At 49.9% G+C, this 21,733-nt stretch carries 29 protein-coding genes; 15 read left to right on the top strand and 14 right to left on the bottom strand.

Annotated elements, in window-relative coordinates; translation table 11 throughout:
• Window positions 1–45: 45 nt before the first annotated feature.
• Window positions 46–1,152: a DUF835 domain-containing protein gene (locus PFER_RS11930; RefSeq protein WP_052696235.1), complete on the top strand. Its 1,107-nt coding sequence runs from the start codon at window positions 46–48 to the stop codon at window positions 1,150–1,152.
• On the opposite strand, the gene thrC is transcribed toward PFER_RS11930, so the two are convergent.
• Genes thrC through PFER_RS10605 form a run of 7 tightly spaced genes read right to left on the bottom strand, consistent with a single transcriptional unit; the run spans window position 1,118 to window position 5,620 of the window.
• The gene (gene thrC, locus PFER_RS10635; protein WP_048152091.1) at window positions 1,118–2,266 is read right to left on the bottom strand and encodes a threonine synthase; all 1,149 of its coding nucleotides are present in this window, start codon (window positions 2,264–2,266) and stop codon (window positions 1,118–1,120) included. The genes PFER_RS11930 and thrC overlap by 35 nt on opposite strands.
• A gap of 1 nt (window position 2,267) precedes the next feature.
• Window positions 2,268–2,720 (bottom strand): protein-tyrosine phosphatase family protein, encoded by a 453-nt coding sequence (locus tag PFER_RS10630; RefSeq protein ID WP_048152088.1) that lies wholly within the window; start codon window positions 2,718–2,720, stop codon window positions 2,268–2,270.
• 4 nt (window positions 2,721–2,724) lie between these two features.
• The gene (gene speB, locus PFER_RS10625) at window positions 2,725–3,546 is read right to left on the bottom strand and encodes an agmatinase (RefSeq protein WP_048152086.1); all 822 of its coding nucleotides are present in this window, start codon (window positions 3,544–3,546) and stop codon (window positions 2,725–2,727) included.
• Window positions 3,547–3,876, bottom strand: a complete 330-nt coding sequence (gene metG, locus PFER_RS10620; RefSeq protein WP_048152084.1) for a methionine--tRNA ligase subunit beta — start codon at window positions 3,874–3,876, stop codon at window positions 3,547–3,549.
• 54 nt (window positions 3,877–3,930) lie between these two features.
• Entirely contained in the window at window positions 3,931–4,248 is a 318-nt protein-coding gene (locus PFER_RS10615; protein WP_048152082.1) for a hypothetical protein, read from the bottom strand.
• Entirely contained in the window at window positions 4,217–5,059 is an 843-nt protein-coding gene (locus tag PFER_RS10610) for a zinc ribbon domain-containing protein (protein ID WP_157255225.1), read from the bottom strand. The genes PFER_RS10615 and PFER_RS10610 overlap by 32 nt, the downstream gene beginning before the upstream one ends.
• 3 nt (window positions 5,060–5,062) lie before the next feature.
• The gene (locus PFER_RS10605; protein WP_048152077.1) at window positions 5,063–5,620 is read right to left on the bottom strand and encodes a zinc ribbon domain-containing protein; all 558 of its coding nucleotides are present in this window, start codon (window positions 5,618–5,620) and stop codon (window positions 5,063–5,065) included.
• 174 nt (window positions 5,621–5,794) lie between these two features.
• On the opposite strand from PFER_RS10605, the gene PFER_RS10600 reads away from it, so the two are divergent.
• On the top strand, window positions 5,795–6,058 hold the full coding sequence (locus PFER_RS10600) for a hypothetical protein (RefSeq protein ID WP_048152073.1): 264 nt from the start codon (window positions 5,795–5,797) through the stop codon (window positions 6,056–6,058).
• 65 nt (window positions 6,059–6,123) lie between these two features.
• Here the strand turns inward: PFER_RS10600 and PFER_RS10595 are convergent, their stop codons facing one another.
• Complete coding sequence (locus tag PFER_RS10595) at window positions 6,124–6,792, bottom strand: carbon-nitrogen hydrolase family protein (RefSeq protein ID WP_048152070.1); 669 nt, start codon at window positions 6,790–6,792, stop codon at window positions 6,124–6,126.
• On the bottom strand, window positions 6,789–7,310 hold the full coding sequence (locus PFER_RS10590) for a hypothetical protein (protein ID WP_048152068.1): 522 nt from the start codon (window positions 7,308–7,310) through the stop codon (window positions 6,789–6,791). The genes PFER_RS10595 and PFER_RS10590 overlap by 4 nt, the downstream gene beginning before the upstream one ends.
• A gap of 161 nt (window positions 7,311–7,471) precedes the next feature.
• Here PFER_RS10590 and PFER_RS10585 point away from each other — a divergent pair, with 161 nt between their 5' ends.
• The 5 genes from PFER_RS10585 to PFER_RS10570 all read left to right on the top strand — a co-directional run bounded on the left by PFER_RS10585 (window position 7,472) and on the right by PFER_RS10570 (window position 12,504).
• Window positions 7,472–8,389: a GNAT family N-acetyltransferase gene (locus tag PFER_RS10585; RefSeq protein ID WP_048152065.1), complete on the top strand. Its 918-nt coding sequence runs from the start codon at window positions 7,472–7,474 to the stop codon at window positions 8,387–8,389.
• 275 nt (window positions 8,390–8,664) lie between these two features.
• Window positions 8,665–9,399, top strand: a complete 735-nt coding sequence (locus tag PFER_RS12235) for a hypothetical protein (RefSeq protein ID WP_157255223.1) — start codon at window positions 8,665–8,667, stop codon at window positions 9,397–9,399.
• A gap of 15 nt (window positions 9,400–9,414) precedes the next feature.
• Window positions 9,415–10,620: a hypothetical protein gene (locus PFER_RS10580; protein ID WP_048152062.1), complete on the top strand. Its 1,206-nt coding sequence runs from the start codon at window positions 9,415–9,417 to the stop codon at window positions 10,618–10,620.
• 463 nt (window positions 10,621–11,083) lie between these two features.
• Window positions 11,084–11,395, top strand: a complete 312-nt coding sequence (locus tag PFER_RS10575) for a hypothetical protein (RefSeq protein WP_048152059.1) — start codon at window positions 11,084–11,086, stop codon at window positions 11,393–11,395.
• 161 nt (window positions 11,396–11,556) lie between these two features.
• Window positions 11,557–12,504, top strand: coding sequence for a hypothetical protein (locus PFER_RS10570; protein ID WP_245612545.1), 948 nt, complete (start codon window positions 11,557–11,559; stop codon window positions 12,502–12,504).
• 80 nt (window positions 12,505–12,584) lie between these two features.
• On the opposite strand, the gene PFER_RS10565 is transcribed toward PFER_RS10570, so the two are convergent.
• From PFER_RS10565 to PFER_RS10545, 5 genes are all read right to left on the bottom strand, one after another.
• Window positions 12,585–13,310 carry a hypothetical protein gene (locus PFER_RS10565; protein WP_048152052.1) on the bottom strand — a complete coding sequence of 242 codons (726 nt, stop codon included), beginning with the start codon at window positions 13,308–13,310 and terminating at the stop codon, window positions 12,585–12,587.
• Between the two features lie 21 nt (window positions 13,311–13,331).
• The gene (locus PFER_RS10560) at window positions 13,332–13,535 is read right to left on the bottom strand and encodes a hypothetical protein (RefSeq protein WP_048152049.1); all 204 of its coding nucleotides are present in this window, start codon (window positions 13,533–13,535) and stop codon (window positions 13,332–13,334) included.
• A gap of 9 nt (window positions 13,536–13,544) precedes the next feature.
• Entirely contained in the window at window positions 13,545–13,871 is a 327-nt protein-coding gene (locus tag PFER_RS10555) for a hypothetical protein (RefSeq protein ID WP_048152046.1), read from the bottom strand.
• A gap of 27 nt (window positions 13,872–13,898) precedes the next feature.
• Window positions 13,899–15,989, bottom strand: coding sequence for a hypothetical protein (locus tag PFER_RS10550; protein WP_048152044.1), 2,091 nt, complete (start codon window positions 15,987–15,989; stop codon window positions 13,899–13,901).
• Window positions 15,990–16,367: 378 nt separating this feature from the next.
• Window positions 16,368–16,841, bottom strand: coding sequence for a nucleotidyltransferase domain-containing protein (locus tag PFER_RS10545; RefSeq protein ID WP_048152042.1), 474 nt, complete (start codon window positions 16,839–16,841; stop codon window positions 16,368–16,370).
• Between the two features lie 319 nt (window positions 16,842–17,160).
• On the opposite strand from PFER_RS10545, the gene PFER_RS10540 reads away from it, so the two are divergent.
• The 8 genes from PFER_RS10540 to PFER_RS10515 all read left to right on the top strand — a co-directional run bounded on the left by PFER_RS10540 (window position 17,161) and on the right by PFER_RS10515 (window position 21,708).
• On the top strand, window positions 17,161–17,979 hold the full coding sequence (locus tag PFER_RS10540) for a hypothetical protein (RefSeq protein WP_048152040.1): 819 nt from the start codon (window positions 17,161–17,163) through the stop codon (window positions 17,977–17,979).
• Window positions 17,980–18,001: 22 nt separating this feature from the next.
• The gene (locus PFER_RS12480; RefSeq protein WP_245612544.1) at window positions 18,002–18,289 is read left to right on the top strand and encodes a hypothetical protein; all 288 of its coding nucleotides are present in this window, start codon (window positions 18,002–18,004) and stop codon (window positions 18,287–18,289) included.
• 42 nt (window positions 18,290–18,331) lie between these two features.
• A complete protein-coding gene (locus PFER_RS12475; RefSeq protein ID WP_342666400.1) occupies window positions 18,332–18,421 on the top strand; it encodes a hypothetical protein in 90 nt (29 codons plus the stop codon).
• Complete coding sequence (locus tag PFER_RS12470) at window positions 18,394–18,537, top strand: GNAT family N-acetyltransferase (protein ID WP_245612543.1); 144 nt, start codon at window positions 18,394–18,396, stop codon at window positions 18,535–18,537. Before PFER_RS12475 ends, PFER_RS12470 begins: the two co-directional genes overlap by 28 nt.
• 110 nt (window positions 18,538–18,647) lie before the next feature.
• Window positions 18,648–19,817 carry an MFS transporter gene (locus PFER_RS10530; protein WP_048152037.1) on the top strand — a complete coding sequence of 390 codons (1,170 nt, stop codon included), beginning with the start codon at window positions 18,648–18,650 and terminating at the stop codon, window positions 19,815–19,817.
• A 65-nt stretch (window positions 19,818–19,882) separates the two neighbouring features.
• Entirely contained in the window at window positions 19,883–20,347 is a 465-nt protein-coding gene (locus PFER_RS10525; protein ID WP_048152034.1) for a hypothetical protein, read from the top strand.
• A gap of 12 nt (window positions 20,348–20,359) precedes the next feature.
• Window positions 20,360–20,782, top strand: coding sequence for a hypothetical protein (locus PFER_RS10520; RefSeq protein ID WP_048152032.1), 423 nt, complete (start codon window positions 20,360–20,362; stop codon window positions 20,780–20,782).
• Between the two features lie 104 nt (window positions 20,783–20,886).
• A complete protein-coding gene (locus PFER_RS10515; RefSeq protein WP_048152028.1) occupies window positions 20,887–21,708 on the top strand; it encodes a GNAT family N-acetyltransferase in 822 nt (273 codons plus the stop codon).
• The last annotated feature ends 25 nt before the right edge of the window (window positions 21,709–21,733 follow it).

Here is a 21,733-nt window from a genome sequence, read left to right as displayed (position 1 = left end):
GGAAAGATTAATAAACGTCGGCAGCCTATTAAATAAAGGGCGCTTATGATTGGATACCTCCTGGTGAACGTTGCCGCCACAGTTTTCCTGTTTCTCTCCACCGCCTACATCACACTGTCCCGCAGGAATTCGGCGTATTCCTACCTTACGCTCGCGTTCCTATTCGAGCTCTTTGTGCCCTTTCTTGACCCCCCGTACTTCCAGCTTATCGTACTCCCGAACGTGCCACTCCCTCCCCAGTACATAATCGTCTATCTGAACGTTCTCCTCGTCTTCGCGGCCCTCCTCGTGGCTGTACAGAGCGTTTTCATATACCGTAGCGTGATGGAGATTAGATATCCCCAGTGGCTCTTTATGGGATACGCGGTGGTTATCCTCTTCTACCTTCTCGAGATGGCCCTAATGGCGCTTGCAGTGGCCCAGATCCTTCCTCCCCTCCGTCCATACGAAGTTGCCGTCATAGCCAAGGTGGCGGGCCTCTTCTTCCTGGGTCTCACCGTATTCTTCCCCCGCCGTACAGAAAGGAAATACTCGCTGACCCTGGCAGGGGGGGCGTTTCTTTTCGGTCTCTCTTCACTTCTGAAGCTCCTCTACCTCAAGGATCTCGGGGCGATGGAAAATATCTACGTTCTTGAAACGGCGGGTAAGATTCTTCTGGCCACGGGCCTCTTTGGAACCCAGTTTTTGGGAAGGGCGACCCCTTCAGAGCTGATAATAAGCGGTGCTTTCCTGGTAACCAGCAGAAAGCTGTTTGAGAGGCTCCTGAAGGGATCGAAAAACGTGCTTTTGATAACCCGAACGAAGGCCAAGATAAACAATGGAAGAGTTTTCTGGCTCACGAGGGCAAAGGAGGGAGAGGAAGAAAGCGTTACGGCAATCTCACCCACCAAACTCGGCATACTGCTCGATATAATCACGTCCCACATCCACTCCGGTTACGATGCGGTCTTCATTGACGCCGTCGAGTACTCCATCGTGGAAAACGGCCCCGAGACCACAGTAAGGTTCCTCATGGATTTGAAAGACAGGGTGATAAGGGAGAAAAAACTAATGGTGGTCTATGTTGACGAGAGAGCCCTTGACGAAAAAACACTTCACCTGCTCCAGAGGGAGTTCATCACCATAAATCAGCCCTTCTCAGGAGGTCTTTGATGTCCACCTCCTCCCCAAATGCCTTCTCCCGGGGGAGCACCTTGAGGCCCGAGCCCGTGAGTATCCCGAGCACTCTGGAGCCCTCCTCAACCACTCCACTTTCCACGAGCTTTCTTAGGGCAGCCACGACCGTGGCGGAGGCGGGTTGGACGAACAGGCCCTCCCTTCCGAGCTCCCTCTGGGCCTCGAGTATCTCCTCATCTTTCACGCTCACGCAGAGGCCGTCCAGCTCCCTCAGGAGCCTCAGGACGGCGTTTCCGCTCGGGGGATGGGGGTTCTCTATGGCATGGGCCATGGTTCTTGGGTTCTCAAAGCGCTCTATTCTCTCCGCTCCACTCTCGAAGGCCCTGCATATAGGGGAGCATCCCTCCGCCTGCACCACCACGAAACGTGGAAGGGCATCTATCAAACCGCTCTCCGCGAGCTCCCTAAATCCCTTCACTATTCCCCTGAAGAGTCCTCCAGAGCTCGTCGGGATGATGACATAGTCTGGTGTGAGCTCCTCAACAATTTCAAAGCTTATGCTCTTGTAGCCCTCAACGCGGAAGGGGTCGTCGGAGTTGATGAAGTATATTCCCCTCTCCCTCCCGAGTTCGAGGCTCCTGCGGTAGAGCTCGCCGTAATCGCCGCGAACCTTGATGACCTTAGCTCCGTAGGGGGCTAAGGCCTTGAGCTTCTCCTCTGCTATGGTGGATGAAACAAGGAGGTACGTTTTTAATCCCGCCCTGGCGCCGTAGGCCGCCACACTCGCCGCCATGTTGCCCGTCGAGACCGTGCCTATTCTTTTAAAGCCGAGCTGGAGCGCCCTGTGAATTCCTACGTAGGTACCCCTGTCCTTGAAGCTCCACGTGGGGTTTAAGGTCTCGTTTTTGAGGTAGAGCCTCACTCCAAGCTCCCCGGAGAGCTTTGACTTCACAAGCGGCGTATCCCCCTCACCGAGGCTCAGCTCCGGCTCAAGCTCAAAGGGGAAGAACTCCGAGAATCGCTCCCAAACCCGCCTTCCTATTCCCGGAAGGCCCTTCATCAGCTCGAATTCAAGCGGTTCCCCACATTCGCACCTCTGGTGGGGTTTTCTCATGGAGTACTCCCTTCCACAGGACGTGCACTTCAGCATTTTACCATCCCCTCAAAACATTTTCAAGCTCTTCCAAAACTTCCATCTGCTCCCGCGTCTCAACGGCGCCGGGCCTCTTTTTTCTGACCTCCCTAAGTGCCTCGCGAAGAGAAAGCCTCTGGGAGTACATGAGCCAAGCAGTTGCTACCGTGCCACTCCTTCCCAGGCCGCCCCAGCAGTGAATTAGAACCCTTTTTCCTTCCCCGGTGCGCTCGTCTATCCACCGAAGGATTTCGAGGAGTTGCTCAATGGAGGGAGCAGTAAAGTCCGGGATGGGGCTGTGCAAAACATCAACACCCCTTTCCTCCCATTCCTCGAGAGGGTAAGGGAACTCGTCCTCCTCCAAAAGGACAACTACCGCGTTGAAATCCTTTGAAATTTCGGTGATCTCCTTTTCTCTGGGCCGTCTTGAGAAGGCAACGTTCTCATCCACGAAAACCGCGTGACGCCACATCCTCTCACCTCCCGAGAACCTCTCTGATTATCTTCGCCGCGGCGAAGGCCGTTACGTTGCTCACGTCATAGTGCGGGTTGAGCTCGACCACGTCGAAGGCTACAACCTCGACGTCAATGCTTTTTATTATTTCCACGAGCTCCCTCGTGCTCAGTCCGCCGGGCTCCGGGTTTCCAACGCCAGGGGCGAATGCTGGATCGAGTACGTCGAGGTCGAAGGAGAGGTAAGCCCTCTCGAAGGGCACCTCCACCTCAATCCCTCTCCACACGTCTGAGGCGGAGTAAATCCTTATTCCTTCCCTCCTAGCGAAGTCGAGCTGTTCAGTAGTTGGAGCCCTTATCCCCACCTGCACAACGTTTTCGCCCTTAACCCACCCTTCCTCCACGAGGCGCCTCACTGGACAGGCGTGGGAGTAGGGGTCGCCCTCATAATGAGGATAGAGGTCGGGGTGGGCATCGAAGTATATCAGTCCAAACTCTTCACCGCTCGCCTCCCTGAGGGCTCTAAAGGTGGCGTAGGTTATGGAGTGGTCGCCGCCGAGGAAGAGAAACCTCCCACCGCTGTAGTTCTCCCCCACGAGCTTCCTCACCTTCTTAAGAACCTCCGCGAAGGATTCCCCATCCACGTCGCCGAGGTCTCTGTACCTCCACTTCTCCGCAAGGTTGACGAGGTTCTCTGTGTAGCTGTTGTAGAGCTCCCCGGAGGTGGCCTCCCTTATGGCTCCCGGCCCTTCCCTCGCGCCCTTTCGGTAGGAGGAAGAGCCGTCCCACCTGATTCCCAAGAGCAAAAGGTTTGGGGTGTTAGATCCCGAAATTCCGAAGAGCATTCACCACACCCTCGTTCCGACAGGTACCCCTTCCGGAATCGGGAGGAGGTAAACCCTCCCATCTTCGCTCTCCGCAAGGAGGAGCATTCCCCGGCTCTCAACACCGCTCAGCTTCTTCGGCTTGAGGTTGAGAACGAAGACGAACTTCCTCCCCTCAAGCTCCTCCGGCGAATACTGGTCGGCTATGCCCGTTATTATCGTCCGCTCCTCGTTCCCGAAGTCAACTTCCAGCTTGATGAGCTTCCGTGTCCGCTTTATTCTTTCGGCCCTCTTCACGAGGCCGACGCGCATGTCAAACTTCCAGAACTCGTTAACGTCGTAGAGCTCCACAAGACCACCAGAAAAATTTGGGGAAAGGGGTATTTACCCTTTTCTTTTAGGCAGCTACTTCACCATTACCTTCTTAGGGACAAGCTGGAGGAGCACGTTTTTGATGTCCTCGTAGTCCCCCTTTTCTATGGAGTACTTAATCTTGCGGACTTTACCCTTATTATCAAAGTACCTTATCTCCATGTCGGCCCCTAAGAAGCCCTTTTTTAACACAATGTGCTCGATGTCCTTGAAAGGGTAGAAAGCCCTCATGCCCCAGATAATGTGCTCGTAGTCAAGAGTCGAGCGAGTGTCGACTACGCCTTCCCTCGTCACGCACAGGTGGTATCTGTCCCCCTCCTCATAGTATGAGGTCTCGGCCAGAACGCGCATTTTTTTCGCGCTCTTTCTCCTGCTCCCTTTTGGCTTCGGCTATCATTTCCTCAACCTCTTTGAAAAAGGACGGATCGGAATAAAAGCGGTGTATCAGTTCTCTGACCTCATCGGTTCTTGCCTCAGGGGCTACTGCTATCGCCTCCCCCAAGGCCCTTACACCGACCTCCACGTAGTACGTCCCGTCAAACTGGAGTGTTATGAAAAGCGTCCCCTCATCTCTATCAATAGTCAGGCTCAGTGGAAGGGCCTTCTGCTTCTTAACTTTCTTTTCGTAGCCTTTGGGATACGCTTTCGGCAACCGATCAAAAATTGCCAGAGCATCCTTAAGGGACTTTCTACCCAGTTTTATTGAGTCCTTATTCGTGGTAAACGTTTTTAAATCAGTAGAAATGCCACTGAGCTCTATCTCACAAAGAATTCCCACGAGTCCATCCTGAACTCCCGCTGTTGATTCCACAGATTCTGGTTCCAGCGGGTATCCACAGTTCGTGCAGAACTTCGCAGTCTCTCTGTTCAACTTTCCACAGTTCGGGCATATCTTACCTTTGGTTTTTGCAACATCCACTTCCCCCTCTTTTTTCAGTTTAAGTAAGATGACATCTTCTATGGCATCTACCTCGTCCAATGTTACTATAATTTCCTCTCCCGACTTCGTCCTAACGTTCAGCCCCACTCTTCCGTCTAAACCTATAGCTATGTCTGTAACTTTGCCAATAACCTCCGCCCTGGGTGTAATCACGAGTTTTCCAACAACCTCTTCCCTCTTGAAGAAGCCCCCCATGGTGACTTCCTCCGGGACGTGGGTCAACCCTTAGGCTAGGAGCAATGATTCGGGTTTAAAGTGCTTTAACAGCTCTACCAAGTACTTGTATTCTCTGTCCCCAAGCGATGAGAGAAGCTGAATTTTCACTTCCTCCCCTGATCTTGTCCTGAAAATTATGTGTCCCGCTTTTATGAAGCCAGGTTTCTTAATCTCAATGCTCACTATGTTGTCTTTATAGAGCTCAAAGTCTTTCTTGGCCTTCTCAAGTTCTCTGAGAAGCTTTTCTCTGTTTGGATCCTTTTTGATCTCCGCCACAGTGGCAGGAATTGCACCTAAACCCCCACTTTTTACAAAATCCAGAAGAGCCGCTTTCTTGCTTTTGACCCCAACGACCCTCATGTTGGTGACGTACAGGCTGTAACCTGCAAGAAGCCCCCTCCGGAGATCACCGCTCGAAATGCCACCTATAACATATTCTTCACCTGGAGTTTCAGTGATTTCCCTTCGTGTAATAGCTTCCTCCAGATGGTAGCCACAGTTGGCACAGTATTTGTCGCCCGGCTCCACAGGATGGCCGCAGTTCGGGCAGAATTTTAATTCAGCCATCCAGCCCACCCTAATGGTGGGGTATAGCTTTACATTATAAATACTTTTGGGTCCATATACTCCCCTAAAAGTTTTGACTTATTTAAAATATTTCTCCGCAATTTGGGAAAATTTTATAAGTCATAGAGGATAAATAGCAAATATAGTCCACTAGTCCAATTGGAGGGGACGAGAGTGAACATTGCGTATAAGCTTGCCATTCTCCCCCCGATTGGAGCCATTATAACGAAGACAATAATCACTGCAGGGCCGAGGAATGATGTTACTACCACACTTGCAGCGTTGGTTTTTGTTGCTGGTCTTTTAGCGTACATTGGCTGGTTTCTCTACAAAACCACTATTGCAGGATTTTATCCCGAAGAAAAGGGAACGATGTTAAAAGCATTTGGACTTTATTTTGTGGCTTTCATCTTAAGTTTTGTAATACTCCTCGCTTGACTTTATTTTTATCACTCTAGACAAAGGAAACACGCAGGGCACTGTGGCATACAAAAAGCAAAGTGCTAAACGAGATTAAAAATTAAGGGCGTGTCCCCAACGCTCTGGGCCACAAGGGTACCATTATTTCCGAATACCCACGCACCGCCCGGAGGATAACTGTTTACGATGAACGTTCTAACCCCGAGGAGCCTAACCCGCTCCGACATGGCCTCGATGTCCTCCTCATTGGGCTCCCCGTATTCGGGCGAATACTCCATGGGCACGAAGAGAAAGTCGGGCTTCTTCCGCCTTACCCACTTGGCTATGCGCTTGTTGTAGAGGTCGCCGCAGATGATAATAGAAACTTTGCCGAACTCGGTCTTGGCAGTTTTCACTGTGTTGCCCGTGCAGAACTTGTAGGGTTCCTGGAACTTGCGGTGCTTGAGTAGGACTTCGCCGTTCCGCCCGATGAGCAGGGCCGAGTTGTAAACACAGTGCTTGTAGGGCTCAAGCAAGCCAAAGACCACATAAACGCCGTTCTCCCTCGCGAGCCCACTCACCCTCCTGAGAATCTCATCGTAAAGCTCCGCCCCGAAAAAGTCCCACTCCTCAAAGCCGGTAAGGCAGTATTCAGGAAAAACGAGAAAGTCGGGGCTGTATTCCAAGGCCTCGTCAAAACGCCTTTTGAATTCCTCCCAGTTGCTCTCAAAGTTTCCGTCCTCAACGCGCATTGGGATTAGGACTACCCTCATGGTTCCAACAGCTCCTCAGATTTTTTAAATAATTCCTCCGTAAGCTCCTTAGGCAAATCATCTGGGTATTGATAGGTGGCTAGTGCCTTAAAAAGGGCATCAAGCTCCCTGAGCGTCTCCAGGTTGTTCTCGATGAGGGCGCTCCTCTCGGTTGAGTTGCTGAAGCTGAGGATCTGGAAAAAGAGGTGAACGTTAGACATCGCCGAAAAAGCCGGGTAGAACTTCTCGTCTTTAGTAACGGCGTAAAGGGCACCAACGGTGTCTTTTAAATGCTCGGCCCTAACAGAGTAGGTGTGAGCGTAGGTTAGAATAAGGTTGTCTGAGGCGTTCTCCTTCAGCAGGTACTCGAAAGTAACTCCTGCATCAGACAGCCCCCTTGCGTCCTTCAGACCATCACTATAAACCATCACAAGAAGGGCCCTTTCATTATTTCTGCACTCCCACCACGCGTAGGTGGAGGTAATAAAACCGACGGCCAGCAAGAGTGCGGCGAGCTTTAGGAAGTCTTTCCTTTTCATCAGTACCGCCCGTTTACCACCAATGAATAAAAATTTAAAACGTTGCGATGGGAATGGGACATTCAGAACATCCCTCTCCAGAGAATACAGACCTCAAAATGCCAACTCTTTAAATCTGCTACATTAAAAGTAGATATTCAAAAATCAAACTGGTGGTGCACATGAAGCTCAAAGTCCTTGAGTTTAAGGAGGAGTTTGCGGATGGCGTTGAGGAGCTTTACGACACATTAGGCTGGAAGTTCAGTCCAAAGCTTGTAGACATCTGGAAAAGCATGGAGAAGTATTCAAAAGTTCTGGTAGCACTGTTCGACGGCAGGGTCGTTGGGAAGGTGACCCTTGATACGGCCTTTCCGCCCTATGCGGAGATCGTCAATCTGGTGGTGCATCCAGAATACCAGGGAAAAGGCGTTGGGACAAAGCTCGTAGAGGAGTGCATTAAAATATCCGAGAGCAAAGGGCACAATATTCAGTTCCTGATGACAGATTACGACAATACCGCAGCGCTGAACCTCTATAAAAAGTTTAACTTTTATCCGGCGATACTCTCCAAAAGGAAGCAGCTCTGGCTTTTCAGGTTTGGAAGGGGCAGCTTTGTCGAGGACTTTATCAGGGCTCATCCCCTCTTCGAGTTCAGAGTTTCCAGAAAGAGGGTTAGCTTTCATGGGGAGGACTTCTACAGAGCTTCTTTTGAGGATATAACGAGCGGTGCCCGTCTAAGAATTTACTTCAGAGGACAGCCAGGGCAGGAGGGGACAATGCCGAGGATTGCAGGCGTATCCTTCATGGAGGGGGAAAGAGCCTTTGATCTGGTTGCCCATGAAAATCCATTTGAGCTCGAAATCTTCAACCACGGCGAAGACTCAAGCTTTGAGGTTGAGCCTTTAAACCCAAAAGGTCTGGAGGTTCTCATTGAGAAACAAATTTTAAGACTATCCAGAAACCACAACGGAAGGATAAGGGCAGGTTTTAGAAAAACCGGGGACTTTGACATTCCTCTTGACTACCTCTCCTTCAGGACGATGGTTGTTTCATTCAGGATAAACGAAAAATTTGTGGTTTCGATTGGGGGAGGATTGTAGATAGTTAAATGTTACGTTTTAGTCCCCTTTTGAATCTCATTTCTCAACTTGCTTTGACAATGTTTAGAAAACTTATTTTAATAATCCTTTTAAATTCTAGAAAAATAATTAAAAATTTGGTTACCTTTTGAAGTTCTAAAGTTTTAAGTTCCTTTAATCTCTGGAATGAGCATTTTTAGTGCTTACTTTTTTTTTCAAAGTCAAATTTACTATTATAAACCAAAAAGGTTAAATAATTGGAATTACAATAATAGTTATGAAAACCCAAGGGAGGGATGAAAATTGTTAGTAAAAGCAATATGTTAGTAGCGGCCATATTAATACTATTACCTCTTTGTTCTGTTATTGCCACTGCATTAGAGACACTTAGCGGTCCGTACAGTCAGAATGTTTACTATGATTGGAATGGAGAAAATTGGCTTATTGTACAGGCATATGCAGATGCTGCTGGTGAAGCAAGAAAACAAGCTCCTTCTCCGGATAGTACTGTTGAGGTTCATCAAGCAACCACATTTGGATTGAGTTACGATGATACTCGATGGGATGGAAGGCAACCATATAATCCAAACTCACGAAATCACAAAATAACAGTAAGAGCAGTCAATACTCCATCTAGTGTTAGATTTACGGATCCAGTCGGATTTGATAACGGACAAACTCAAAGTAATTTACCTGATGAGCTTCAATATGCTTTAGATGTCCTTTGGGATTTTGTAATTTCTCAAGTTGGTTTACCCTTCCCATCTCCATGGGGCTTAATTAAGTTAGATGAAGGAGATAGGATAGAAATTACAAGAGATAATGATTTGAAAGGTGGGATATTTAGATATAACGCTGAACCAAGTTTACAAGGAGCAGATTGGCTTTGGTATATTGATTCACCAGTAAACACAGGATGGTACCTTGTGGATGTACATGCTCTTGCTGAAGCAGGATTCAATTATTACCCCTTTATCCATGTAGATGATATTGATATATGGCTTTTCGCGGATTTTGAAATTTATCGGTGAAAGGAGGCGGAGGTCATGGATATTAAAAAAGTTATAGGTATCGGATTGGTTTTTGTTCTTTTATTAAGTGTAAGCATATATGCCGTGAGTACAAAGGACAACAAGGAGATATTGGAGTCCACATTAAAAGTAGAAACCCCAACAATTCCAAGCCCCGTTGCCGTAGATAACGCACTCCTTGAGGCCACTGTTAATCGTGCAGAATATTTAATCTCTCAGGCCCAGTCAACCACATTAAATGACAGAGAAATCCAAAGAGTGATGCAGAGTGCCATCAAAAAACTTGAAATCTCCAAATCTGAAAAGGACTCATGGAGAGCATTAATAAGTGCTAGAGAGGCCTCAGTAGAGGCAACAACAGTCATAGCATATACTCAAGCTAAGGAAGGAGAATTAAGCGAAAAAGATGTTCTTAACGAAGTTCCAAACTGGGGGAGCAAGATACAGCTTCTAAAGGCCAGATTAAAGTATAATGGAGAGAATCTAGAACAGTCCTTAATTATTACGGCAGAAGTCGAGAGGAGTCTTGAGTCTGCTGAGAACTGGCTAAGCCAAGCTCAGGAAATATTGAACCTGAACAATAGACCAAGGGAGCTTAGAATTGCCTATTCACTGGGCGCTTTAGAAGCAGTTCGTGGAAACTTGGAGGACGCAGAATTCTTGCTAAATTCACTTCAAAAAGATGGAACTGGTCAAGAAGGGAATATCATGGAGATCTACACAAGGTTCAATAAAGAAGTGATGTTGAAGCTTAATACTAGCACTTATCCAAAAGAATCCTTTGCAAATCTAACTTTGCGTGAGGCAAAAGGAGTTATTAAAAGAGCAGAGTCAAGATTTGACAAGGGATTTAGGGCATCGGCAACTATAGACGTTATACATGCATTTGTTCTAGCAGAAAGCCTGGATACCCTTTCAAAGGTCCCCGATCCATGGTATGCAAACGCTACAATAACTGCCGGTGATATTTATCAAGCCAAAAAACAAGCAGTTCAAGCACTGAATGAGGCTATCAAAAACGCAAATGGTAACGTATTGTCTCTGTACCTTTTAAGATTCGTTGATTCAGAGATAAAAACGGCAGATTCCTTAGTAAAAAGGAGCATAGAGTCTGAAAGATTTGAAAACACTGAAGCACTGAGATTAGCTTATGCCCTATATATCCGCGCTGCGAGTTATGCAAAAAACATCAATAAAGTTGTAGGGCTAGTACAAGGTTAATATTGTTTCTTTTATCTTTTCCTTCGACTCCCTCAGCATCTATTAACTGTTCCTTGAAACTTCTTAGCTTACCAGTTTTAGGAAGCGCTTCAAGCATGGCATTATCCGCATCGGCTAGAACCGCAGATGCATCGCATACATGTCCACAGAAGGCTTCCGGTAAAAGCCCTAGGTTAACCACATAGAAAACTTTAAGGATACTCCAGAAAGAGCCAAGTTTTAAGCATGCCCAAGTTTCTCCCAGAGCCCGCAGAAAGCTGTTATATGTGAAAATTATATACGAAAAAGTAACAAGTAGATCAATGAAAAAATTTATATATGACAAGGACAAGTTCCAAATAAAAGTCCCACAAGAAGGGGAGTGTTAGGATACCTGGAGCACAAGATTACGGGAGGATTCTCCTCTTCTGGATGCTCCCTCTGGCACCGTATAACATATTAATGAACGCTTGGAGGTGTTTCCATGCCGATGTACCTCGTAACCCACAGGTACCCAGACGAAGAGCTCCTAAGCGCTGTGAAAGAGGCTGCAGACTTCTTTGAGCGGATACCCTCATTGCCGGAAGGCGTAGAGTTTCTTGCAAGCTACAACACGGACTTCGGAGCCTATACGATGTGGAGAGCACCGAACAAAGAGACAATTGAGAAACTGCTGGAGGACTCCCCGACGTTTAAGAAGAACGCGGAGATAGTGGAGGTCGTGCAGAGCTACCCGCCCACACCGGAGTACACCGTCAGGGTATGGAGGATGTTGCTCGCAATGGCCAAAAAGTGAGGATTGGCCTTTCTTCTTTAATTTTGCTTAAACACTAGACGTATGTTGCTGACTTCATTTTTATTGTTGTTATCATGGTACACGTGTGCGTTCTCTCACGTTCTCCAACAGACGTTATCTCCGACAAAAACTATTTAAGACCACGTGAAGTTGTAATTTGGGTGGTGCGAAGGATGGAGAGATACTCATTCGGCATCGAGACGGTTCCGGTTGCTTTGGCCAGCGATCTACTAATCGGGAGCGTCCACGACGGGAGGAACTACAGAATCATGCTGGCTAGGGTTGAGGGCGAAGAAATCCTCGAAACCCGCTTTTTGGGTGGAAAAGACGACTGGGAAGGGCACTCGATAGCGAGAATTGAGGGCGGCTACCTAATCGGAGGGGCCGTTGAAGGGAGGGCAACACCCGACGGCGGGGAGGGCTGGAAGGCCTACGTCGCAAGGCTTGATGAGGAGTTAAACGTCCTCTGGGAGCGGAAGATTGAGATACGGGGCAACGAGACTACCTACTCCATTCTTCCCGCGGGAGATTCAGTGTTCATAGCCGGCGACACGGGACGGCCCGGAAACATGGGCTTCTTCGTTGGGAAGCTCTCGATGGACGGCGAACTGAAGTGGCTGAAGGACTTTGGCAACTGGGAGGAGGTTGTTCCGGCATCCCTTCTCCCCGGAGAAAGGCCGATGCTCATCGGGAGCGTTAAGGATGACCGCTGGAAAGTCCTTGCCTTTGACTTCGATTCCGACGGGAACCTTCTGGGCAAGGAGACCCTTGTGGAGGAGGGGATAGCCCTCACTGCAACCCTCTGGAACGGCGGGCTCATTTTAGCCGGCTACAAGGGAGACGACCTCTGGGTCTGGAGCAAAGAATGGGAGGTAACCCTCCCGAACGGCGCCGCCACGTCACTCCTCCCGCTTGGAGATGGCCTTCTCGTTGGGGGAGAGGTTGAGGGGAGGGCCTTCGTTATGAAGCTCGACTCTAAAGGGAGAGTCTTCTGGAAGAGGCTCCTCTGGGAGCGCGGCTGGGTGGAGGTCTTGAGCGAAGACCTCGTTGAGGGGGTGAAGGAGGAAGACGGGAAGGTGATCATGGTAGTTGAATCGACAGGGAAATAATAAACCCACACGCTCTAAAACGTCGAAGGCCGTCTCCAGGACTCTTGGAGATTAAAGCCTACTCTCTCGCTCCCATTCTCTTAGGAGCCCTCGGCCCCCGGGAATAAAAAGGACCTCTGCTCCTCGTTCCCTGGCTCGACCCAGAAGCCACGGCTTCCTTTGTACACGGCAACCGTAATCTCCTGCACGCTACCCCCTTCACCTTCAATGGTTATCCTTTTGAGGGAGTAACCCTCTCTCAGGGTTAAATTGCCCATCCCCGTTGCTTCCTCCTCTTTGAAGCCTGAAATGACTTCTCCGGCTTTTCCAAAACCCGTGTCCTCAAGAAGAAAGAGCCTCCCGTCCTTGTAGGCCACGGAATGCTTTGGAAAGATGGGGGGCTTTAGAGAATGGGACATCTCCCCGGCTTCCTCTTCCGTCAAATTGCCCACGACCACCAGGAGGTGCCCCTCGATTGCAACGTCGTAGTGAGTTGGGTATATCCAGAAGTACCCGTCTCCTTTCCTTAGGGTGATGACGAAAATCCTGCCCTCTTCGATGTACGGTGCCCCCTCCAAGCCAAGGAATGAAACGTTCTCTGAATCAAGGAAGAATATCCCGTTTCTTGTGGCCACTGAAAAAGCCGAAGCCGGTATGGACTCCCTTGGCTCAACCGACCTGACGAACACGACCGCCCTGTACGTGGAGCCCTCTTTCATCACCGTTATCAGCTCAAAGTCCACCCTTGTTACTCCGGGCCTTCCGCCAATGCACCCAAGTAAAAGCACCAGGAGCACAGCCACCAGGAAAAACCTAAGCTTACTCATTCACGCCATCCCCGAATAGGATTAATAACCCTCAGCTCGATCATCTACCCCCAGGGGCAGACTGCAGATCCAGCCGTTCACCGTCTCAACTTCGGTGGTGGCCGCCGGAAGCTCGCTTCCAGGGACTAGATTCTCCGCCTCCCTGTAGGCGTACGCCCCAAAAATAATGGAAACCAGGAGGACTGCCCTCAGGGATACCAGCGCCCCCCTCTTCCACGAGGTCATCCCAACCCCTCAGTACTCCCCTAACTTGTTCTCCCACCTCGGGCTTCTCCCCTCAAAGAAGTCCTCAAGGCACTCCACCGCCTCCTCCTCGGTGAGTTCTCCTATTGGGTACCTGTCCTCCTCAGGACTCTCGTACCTCACCTGGTAGCCGTTGGGGAGCCTTGTGAACTTGATGAAGGCCCTTCCGCCCACAAAGCCTATCATCTCGGGGATTTCCGCATCGGGAGGAGACAGCCACAGGTTTCTCACTGCATCGATTCCTCTGTTCAGGTCAATGGGGTATGCATTCTGTGTCTCCTCTTTTCCCTCTTCTGGCGGTAGGATTTTAGCTTTCACTTTCCTGCCTAGTTTATGACCAAATCATCATCCCCCCTCCAACTCCTCAAACTCAATGTGTAGACGGAGTGGTCTTCTCATCTGCAGTTCACTCTTAGTCGTAGTCAATATGCATGAGGACAATTCGTCCCCTTCACCGGTGTATACCACATGGTCTTTGCCAGGAATGGGTTCTAAACTAAGGTCACTGCACGATAATGTGGTCTCTTCACGTACCCCCTCATCCTTGTCAACCAGCCTATACCATGACCTCAAAGACGTGATCCTATAGTTTTCATCGAAGGTAACCGTCAGCTCTGCGTATTGGATTGCCCATAGGATATCATGTGTGTATTTTACATTGTATGTGCCACCGGCAGATACCCCGTCGCCATAATCCCTAGTGTTAAAGATAACATCGTATACTCCCCCGTCCATAAGTTCTATTGTGAATACATAACCAGCCCTGTATTTTTTGCTTGGGTCAAATACAGTGGACGAAGTCTTTTCTTCTTTAATCTTGCCTTCGGGGGTTATGACCACGTATTCAGAGGAAAGGTGCTTCTTCAGGTTCTCCACAAAAATTGGATACGTCCACTCAACCTTAAAGCGCTCCCCCGTAGGCGTCACGTAGAACCCCGGAAGGAATATGTTGGGAGCCATGTCCTCAAAGGATGAACCGGATGACCACGGTGACGTCGTTAGAAGTTCGGAGTAGTGGAGGATGAGCTTGTGGCTTTCAGGGTCAAGATCCATTTGTATTATCCACTCTATCCCCTCGGATACCAGTGGGGACACCAAGTTACCGACCTTACCGGCGATGTAAACAACGTTATCGGGATCGCTGAGTTCCCCCGTGGTGACTCCGATTATCCCAATAGCTTCGTTTAGGTAGTGTCCAGGTGTAAAGATTGCGTAGCTCTCGTCTGAAAGGGTACCTCCAGTGTATATTTTGACCCCCTGCTCTGTAAGGGAGAAGACGACACCAAACTTTGTAAGTATGAGCGTTCCAAGTTTAAATGCGGCCTCTCCGGTAGTTTTGGCGCTGAGAAGTCCTGTATACCCAGAATACAGGCTTATGGCTCCTTCTGCGAACTTCCCCGCGGTTTCAAGGGTCAGAAGTACTTTATAAGCCACGTCGTAGAACTTCGCCTGATAAGCCGCCTCGTCCTGAATATATTCGTTGAACCACATAAGGGCCGCTCTCCTGCGGGCCGCGGACTCGCCGATCTTTGGGGCGAAGTTCTCCACAATCTCAGCTATCCTTTTGTCCCTCGCATGGGCTACGATGTCTATTGTTCCCCCAGCTTCTTGAGCCCGAATCCCCGTTATTGGGTATGCATCAAAAGTCAAAGCATGAACCTCGGACGAGTCGCTCCCAGTATAAGGCGCCATGGTTGACGTCGGCATCTCCGATTCCGAGGCGAGTTCTTCAGCCAAGACTCCCACTTCGCTAGCCTTTTTTTGGACGGCTTCCCATAGATAAATCGCCGCATCCACTCTCTTCTTGAACTCTTCATAGGGTATCCTTTCATTGTCTACGTAGACGACGGAGTTCGTTACCATCTCTGCCTCGCTGAACAGGTACGCGAGCTCCACTAACCCTTTCTGAAGTTCTGCCATTCTATCCTGTCCAGGGTTCCAGTTGCCCCTCTTGATCGGTACCTCGGCAAGTACGGGGGGTGATGGGGTGCCTGAGATTGCGAACGTAGTGGATCCCCATAATCCCAAGCTGGGGGCTTCGACTATTATAATGTTCCTGCCAATCTTTTTTTCGAGGTTTTTGGAGGAGATCGGCACTTCCAGCGTAAGACTGCCATCGGTATTAGTTGGTCCCACGTAAATCGTCTTGGTGTACCCGCTGTTTTCGTTCTCAATGGACACCCTTACCTCTGTGCTCTCAGGTGCCTGCACGGTAATCAGAACGCTTTCCCCAGGCTCAACTTCTTGAGGGGTCACTAAGACTAAAATCCTGGAGCCGGAAGTTTCCGCCCACTCTTCTTCTCCAGCGGCGGATGTTTCGTCCGGCACCACGGTTTCTCCGTTTCCGCCTCCCAAGCACCCGCTCTGGAATACCCCAAGTATAAGAACTCCCATCAAAAACAGGCTTAGGAGCCTGCTTTTTCTGCTTGGGAACATCACCAACACCCCGGCTTTTGGGATATTCCAATTTAACAGCCAAGATGAGTGTATTCCCCGTCCTTTTGCCCTTATTTTATCTACCCAGGAGTCCGGTATCCCCAAATTCAAAAAATAGAAATCTGCACGCAATCCTATCAGGTAGGTTATTGTGAAGGCCGGCCTTATTTAATACATGATATTACTTTGATTTATTTAAAAATTTTGGGCCCTTAACAGGCAATACATAAATATCAAATGTGGATATTCATAAATTTCAAAATGTAACTTCAAAAAGCGGAAAAAGAAGAGACATGACCAAGGGGTTACTTTTTCTTTGTGAATCCTTCACATTTAGAGCAGAGAATGGCTTGTCATCGAAAGAGGGGAATGTGGAAGCTACTCTTTCCCATTACCTAAAAACCTCCTCAGTATCTCCGCCTTCTCCATCCTCCCAAGCTTTAGATAGGCCCTATACTCGTACTCCAAGTCGAGAACGGGAATTTTCATGCCCTCGACTTCCACGAAGCGCCTGTACCTCTTTACGTCCACCGGCTCCTCCCACTCATCGTTCACCCTCTTCTGTACCTCGCCCATTATCTCAACCTTAACCCCATCAATCATCAGCGCTCCGAAGTGCGAGCGGATTCTCTCGCTCTCCTTGAACCTGACGGGCTCGACCACGAACTCCGAAAAGAGCCTCTCGATTTCGTATGCCCCTTCCCCGTCAGTCTGGATGTCAATGTCATGAACCTCAACGGGAACGCCCTGGAGTGCAAAGCCGAGGCTCCCGGTAACCGCCCATGTGACGTCGCTTTGGCTTAACCTTTCATAGAGCCTGCGGAGGACTTCGAGGTGCTTTTGAGGGGGCATTTCCACACCTCATCGAGTTTATAGCACAAACATAATAAAAAACTTTATCCTTTCGTAACTCCTGCCCTTTTAGGGGCTAAGGTGGGAGCGAAGCCTACAATCGTGATGGGTAAAAAAAGTGCCGCTCCCCCTAATTATGAGTGAAGAGGGGAGTCTGCTTCGAAAGGGCTTCGACGAGAGTGGGGGGCAGTGAGCTACTTCCATAGTATAAGGAGCATACACCAATGTAAGGTAATTTTATAAACCCTCAACTCGATTAAATTTTGGTGGTTGGAGTGGATGAAAAGCTCAGGGGAGCCGTATTTCTTCTGGTAACCGTGTGCTCATAGCTCTCCTCGCTGACTCCCACCATAGAATAGGAAAACTCGAGAACAAGCTGGAGATGTGTGCCGATCAGAGTGAGGAAATAACCCGGTTTGTCTGGGTGGAATACGGGGCCGATATCTACGCCGCGATAAGCCATTTTAAGGCAACAAGGTCAGATGTTGTGGAAAAGCTTGGGGATAACGTCAAAATTGAAGTGGATCATGTAACTCATGGTCGTTTCAGTGCCTCCTACGATCCTCGGGAGCGGCGTTTCTGGGTGTACTACGACGAACTCAGAGAGCCTCAAGAAGATGACGTGGTCTACGTTAAGCTTACAGCCTACTATCCGAGCAACTGGAGTGCAGTGAGGGGCTTTCCATGGGTGGAGTACGCGGTGAACCACACCACCCACGAAGTCCTTGGGGTTACGGGAACCACGGCGCAGTTCGCACTCGGGGGGCATTTCCCCTACGAGAAACGCCAAAAACTTCTGAGAGAGCTGGGAATAGAGAACGCGAGCAGAGAGTGCAGCAGTACATTTGCCCTCTTTAAGGCCAACGGGAGCTGGGTGGACATTAAACTCGAATGCGCCGAAAACGGGAAGAGCCTCTGCTGGTTTGTCATAGGATGGGTGGATGAGAAGAGCGGGAAGCTCGAAAGGGTTGTGGTTACGAACCCCTTTGACGGATCATGTGGGAAAGAACGAGAGGATACCGCGTTCCAGCTCCGGGAGGAGCTTATTGGAACGCAAGGGGAGGTTCCACCGGATTTGATTGAGAAGATTATAGAACTTGCTGGTGGAGTAGCGTACGAGTGGAGCGAAGGGGATTAGAAATACTTGGGGAGTGGTGAGGATGCGGCCCATAATTCTCAAAGGTGAAAAAGTTTCCCTCGGAGTTCTCCTCAAGGAAGATCTCCCGAAAAGCTGGGAGTGGTTCAACGAGCGGAGCACCGCCAGGGCACTCTTCAGCTCAGCCCACTTCACCCTTCCGGAGGAAGAAGAGGAGTTCTATGAAGAGATGAAGAAGAACAAAGACAAAATGCCCACCTTTGCCGTGGTTGAAAACGGGAGCGGAAAGTTCGTTGGTGTGGGGGGCTTCAACTGGGTGAACTGCCAGGCGAGGTGGGGTGAGGTATTCTAGTACCTGGCCCCAGAGGAGCGTGGTAAGGGCTACGGAACCGAAGTGGTGGCCCTTCTGATAAACTACGCCTTCAACCACCTGAACCTTCACAAGGTCTGGCGAAAGTGCACGCCGACAACAGGGCCTCGATAAGGGTTCTTGAAAAGAACGCGTTTGCCCCAGCGGGAAGACTTAGAGACCACGTCTGGAGCGATGGGAAATACGTGGATGAGCTGTTCTACGAGCTAATCCGAAATGAAGGGACTTAACAGATTCAGAGGACTCACGCGTTATTATCCACAAGAACACTAAGGCCATCAGAGCCCGCGGATCAGAGACCAAAGAAAACTCTTTTAATACGTCTAGACCACTAAATCTCATGAGCCGCCGCCTCTACCGCCTTCACCTGTTCACCTCGGGGCTTAGGGTGTTCGGCGACGCAATCGAGACCGTCGCTCTACCCTGGGGTCTGCTCAAGACCACCAACTCGCTCGTAAGCGTGGGCGGCTACGCCCTCTTCACGCACCTTCCGTGGGTTCTTCTACCGCCTCTCCTCGGGAGAACCCTCGACCGAACCTCCAAAAAGGTGAGGCTCGCCTTTCTGGCGCTCCTCCTCCAGGCATCCCTGGTGATTTTGATAGTTCCTCTCTCCTCGAACATATGGGCCTTCTACCTCATCGTTTCCGGTATCTCAGCGCTGGATATCCTCCACCGCTACTACGGCTTCTCGCTGATCGCCTCGATGACCCTTGAGGAGGGTGAGCTTCAGGGGCTGAACGCGACCCTCTCACTCGTTGGGAACATCGCTTCCCTGGTTGCTTTTCCCGTGGCGGGAGCCCTCGCCTACCGCTTTGGCGTGGGGGCGATGCTCGCTGACGCGGCCCTCCTCATGGTGGGAGCGCTGAGCCTGTTGCCTTACCTGGAGGTCGAAACCACGCCCCTGCCAGCGAAGGGAAGCGAAAAGGTAAGCAAAGCCCCCGCCATCAATAGAGGGCTTATCATCGGCGTTTTAGTGTCCCTGCTCCTCTTCAACTTCGCCCTCGGGAGCTTCAGGATCTTCGTGTTCGCCCGGCTTAAGGAGCTCGCAAGGGCCGAGTTCCTATACGGAGCTCTGCAGTCGCTCACAACGGTGGGAAGCATTATCGGGGTGGGCCTCATAGCCTACATCGCCCGCAGGAGGGGAGCTGGAGTGAGGAAGCCGCTCCTCGCCGGAATGGTACTTCAGAGCATCGCACTGCTCCTCGTTGGCCTTTCCGGAGTATACCTCCTGGTTCCAGCGGTCTTCGTCCTCGGCCTTGGTCGGGAGCTCCTTAACGTCTCCGCCGACAGCCTCTTCCAGAAGTACGTCCCCCTCGAAAGCCTCGGAACAATGAGAGGTATCTTCGATGCCCTTGCGACGCTCGTCATTCCGCTCTCGCAGTTGACCTTTGCGTGGATGATTGAGGGAGGCATAGGTACCACGGTTTCCGCCGCCCTTGGGGGAGGTCTGGCGTTTGCGGGGGTGGTTTTGCTCTACTTAACCTTAGTCTACAATAACAACAAAGTTTAATTAGTTTTAAGCAGTATAATCTGCAGACAGTAGAAAGTAACCATGTCAAAACAAGGGGTGAGAAAATGAAAAAGGTAGCTTTCTTTTTACTCCTTGTCTCTCCCCTTTGGACCTTAACGATACTCGGAATCACCGAGCTTGCCCAGCATTATCCTAATGCCATAGACAATCTCCCTCTCGTGAGGGTTAGCTACGATACTATTTCAGGAAGGTACCTCCTCTCCGGAGCCTACGAACTCGTGTATCCCACGCTCTTGCTCTCGGTGCTCACACTGGCCTTCCTGTGGAAAACGAGAGTGTCCCCTCTGGAATTCGGAGTCTTGGCGTTAACTGTCCCATTGATAACGTTAGTATTCGCATTTGCCATCAGTTCACTCTCCGGCCATTCCGATTACAGCGATAACGATCCGGTGCTGATATTTGGTGCGTACATTATGCCAGTTGTTTCATTCCTGATGGGAACGGCTTTGTATCAAGCGCTTAGAGCAGTTCGAGTTCATAACAATGGACATGCCAGGATGAACAGGTAAAGAGGGAACATCATGAACGAAAAGCTGACAGAACAAAGGAATCCGATGATGAAGAGGGGATACGCTTTTTCTGTTGTTTTTATAATCTCGATTATTGAGCTGACAGTGTTTTCCCTAAGCAAGGTAGGGGATTTAATAACCGCGGGCAGAGGGGATCTGGCTATCATTGGGATTATCATTTTTGTGCCTGCCCTTGCAACTCTTCTGTTTCTTTCATATCTTCATGTTCCAGCTGGAGAGTTTGGAGCCTTAGCGGTTTTGATAACACCTCTTACAATACTTCCCCAGTCCATAATCGCAAGGATGCTGAATCCTAGATACTACGATGAGAGTGGTGGAGTGATGGTTGTTGCCTTCCTTTTTTACTGCGGGTTTTTTCTGGGGATGGTATTGTACAGGGTGATCTCTAAAGCAAGCGACAAAATACAAGATTGAGATAAAAACAAATTTCGAACATCTTCCCAGCAGATAAAATGGGATATTCGCTCATGCCATAATGCATAAAATAGAGAAATGAGAGTTTATCACGGTGAACCGCAATGGAACCCATCATCCGCGAGGCCAAACCTGAAGATAAACCCTTCATCGAGGAGATAGCGCGCCTTACCTGGGGCGGGGAAGACTACCTCGCGCGCGTGTTTGATAGCTGGGTCGAAGACGGGAACTTCTACGTCCTTGAGTTCGATAGAAGGATAATCGGAACGGCCAAGCTCACGTTTCTTCCCAGCAAAGTCGGCTGGATGGAGGGGTTGAGGGTTCACCCCAACTACCGCGGCAGAGGCTTTGGAAGGCTTCTCCACAACTTCATAGTGGATATGGGAAGGAAGCTGGCGGAGGAGGGCAGGATAGACGCCCTCGAGTTCGCAACCTACTTCCTAAACAGGGAGAGCATAGCGATGGCGAAGAAGGACGGCTTTAAAGTCCTTATCCGCTTCCTCAGCCTTGCTGCGAAAGTTAAGGACTTTGAGCCGGTTGAACCGGAGCCGGCAGAGCTGACGATGGAGGACCTAACGCTCGGCATCATCCCCCTCGGCTGGAAGTTCGTCCACAGGAGCGAGGAGGCCCTTGAGTGGCTGAGAAGGAAGGCCGAGGTTTACGAGATATCGGGCTTCAAGTTCCTGGTTGAGAAAGGAAGGGCCACTTTCACGCCGCTCTCCTTCGGCCTCGGGTGCATAAGGGCCATGCTTCCAGCTATGGCTTGGGTGGCGAAGGAGAGGGACGAAGTATTTGAGCTCATGCTCCCTGCGAGCATGATGGAAGTGTTACCCGGCATTAAGAGACTCGGTCTGGGCCTCTGGGACGAGACGGACGAGCCGAACGTGCTGGTGTTCAGAAAAGGGCTTAGAGCGATTCAGGGTTGACGTTTCTATTTCCGCAAATTTTTTC

It is taken from the genome of Palaeococcus ferrophilus DSM 13482, assembly GCF_000966265.1.
GTDB classification, from domain to species: domain Archaea; phylum Methanobacteriota_B; class Thermococci; order Thermococcales; family Thermococcaceae; genus Palaeococcus; species Palaeococcus ferrophilus.
Note: the sequence above shows the minus strand (reverse complement) of the source record. Positions and strands in the feature narration are given on the sequence as shown.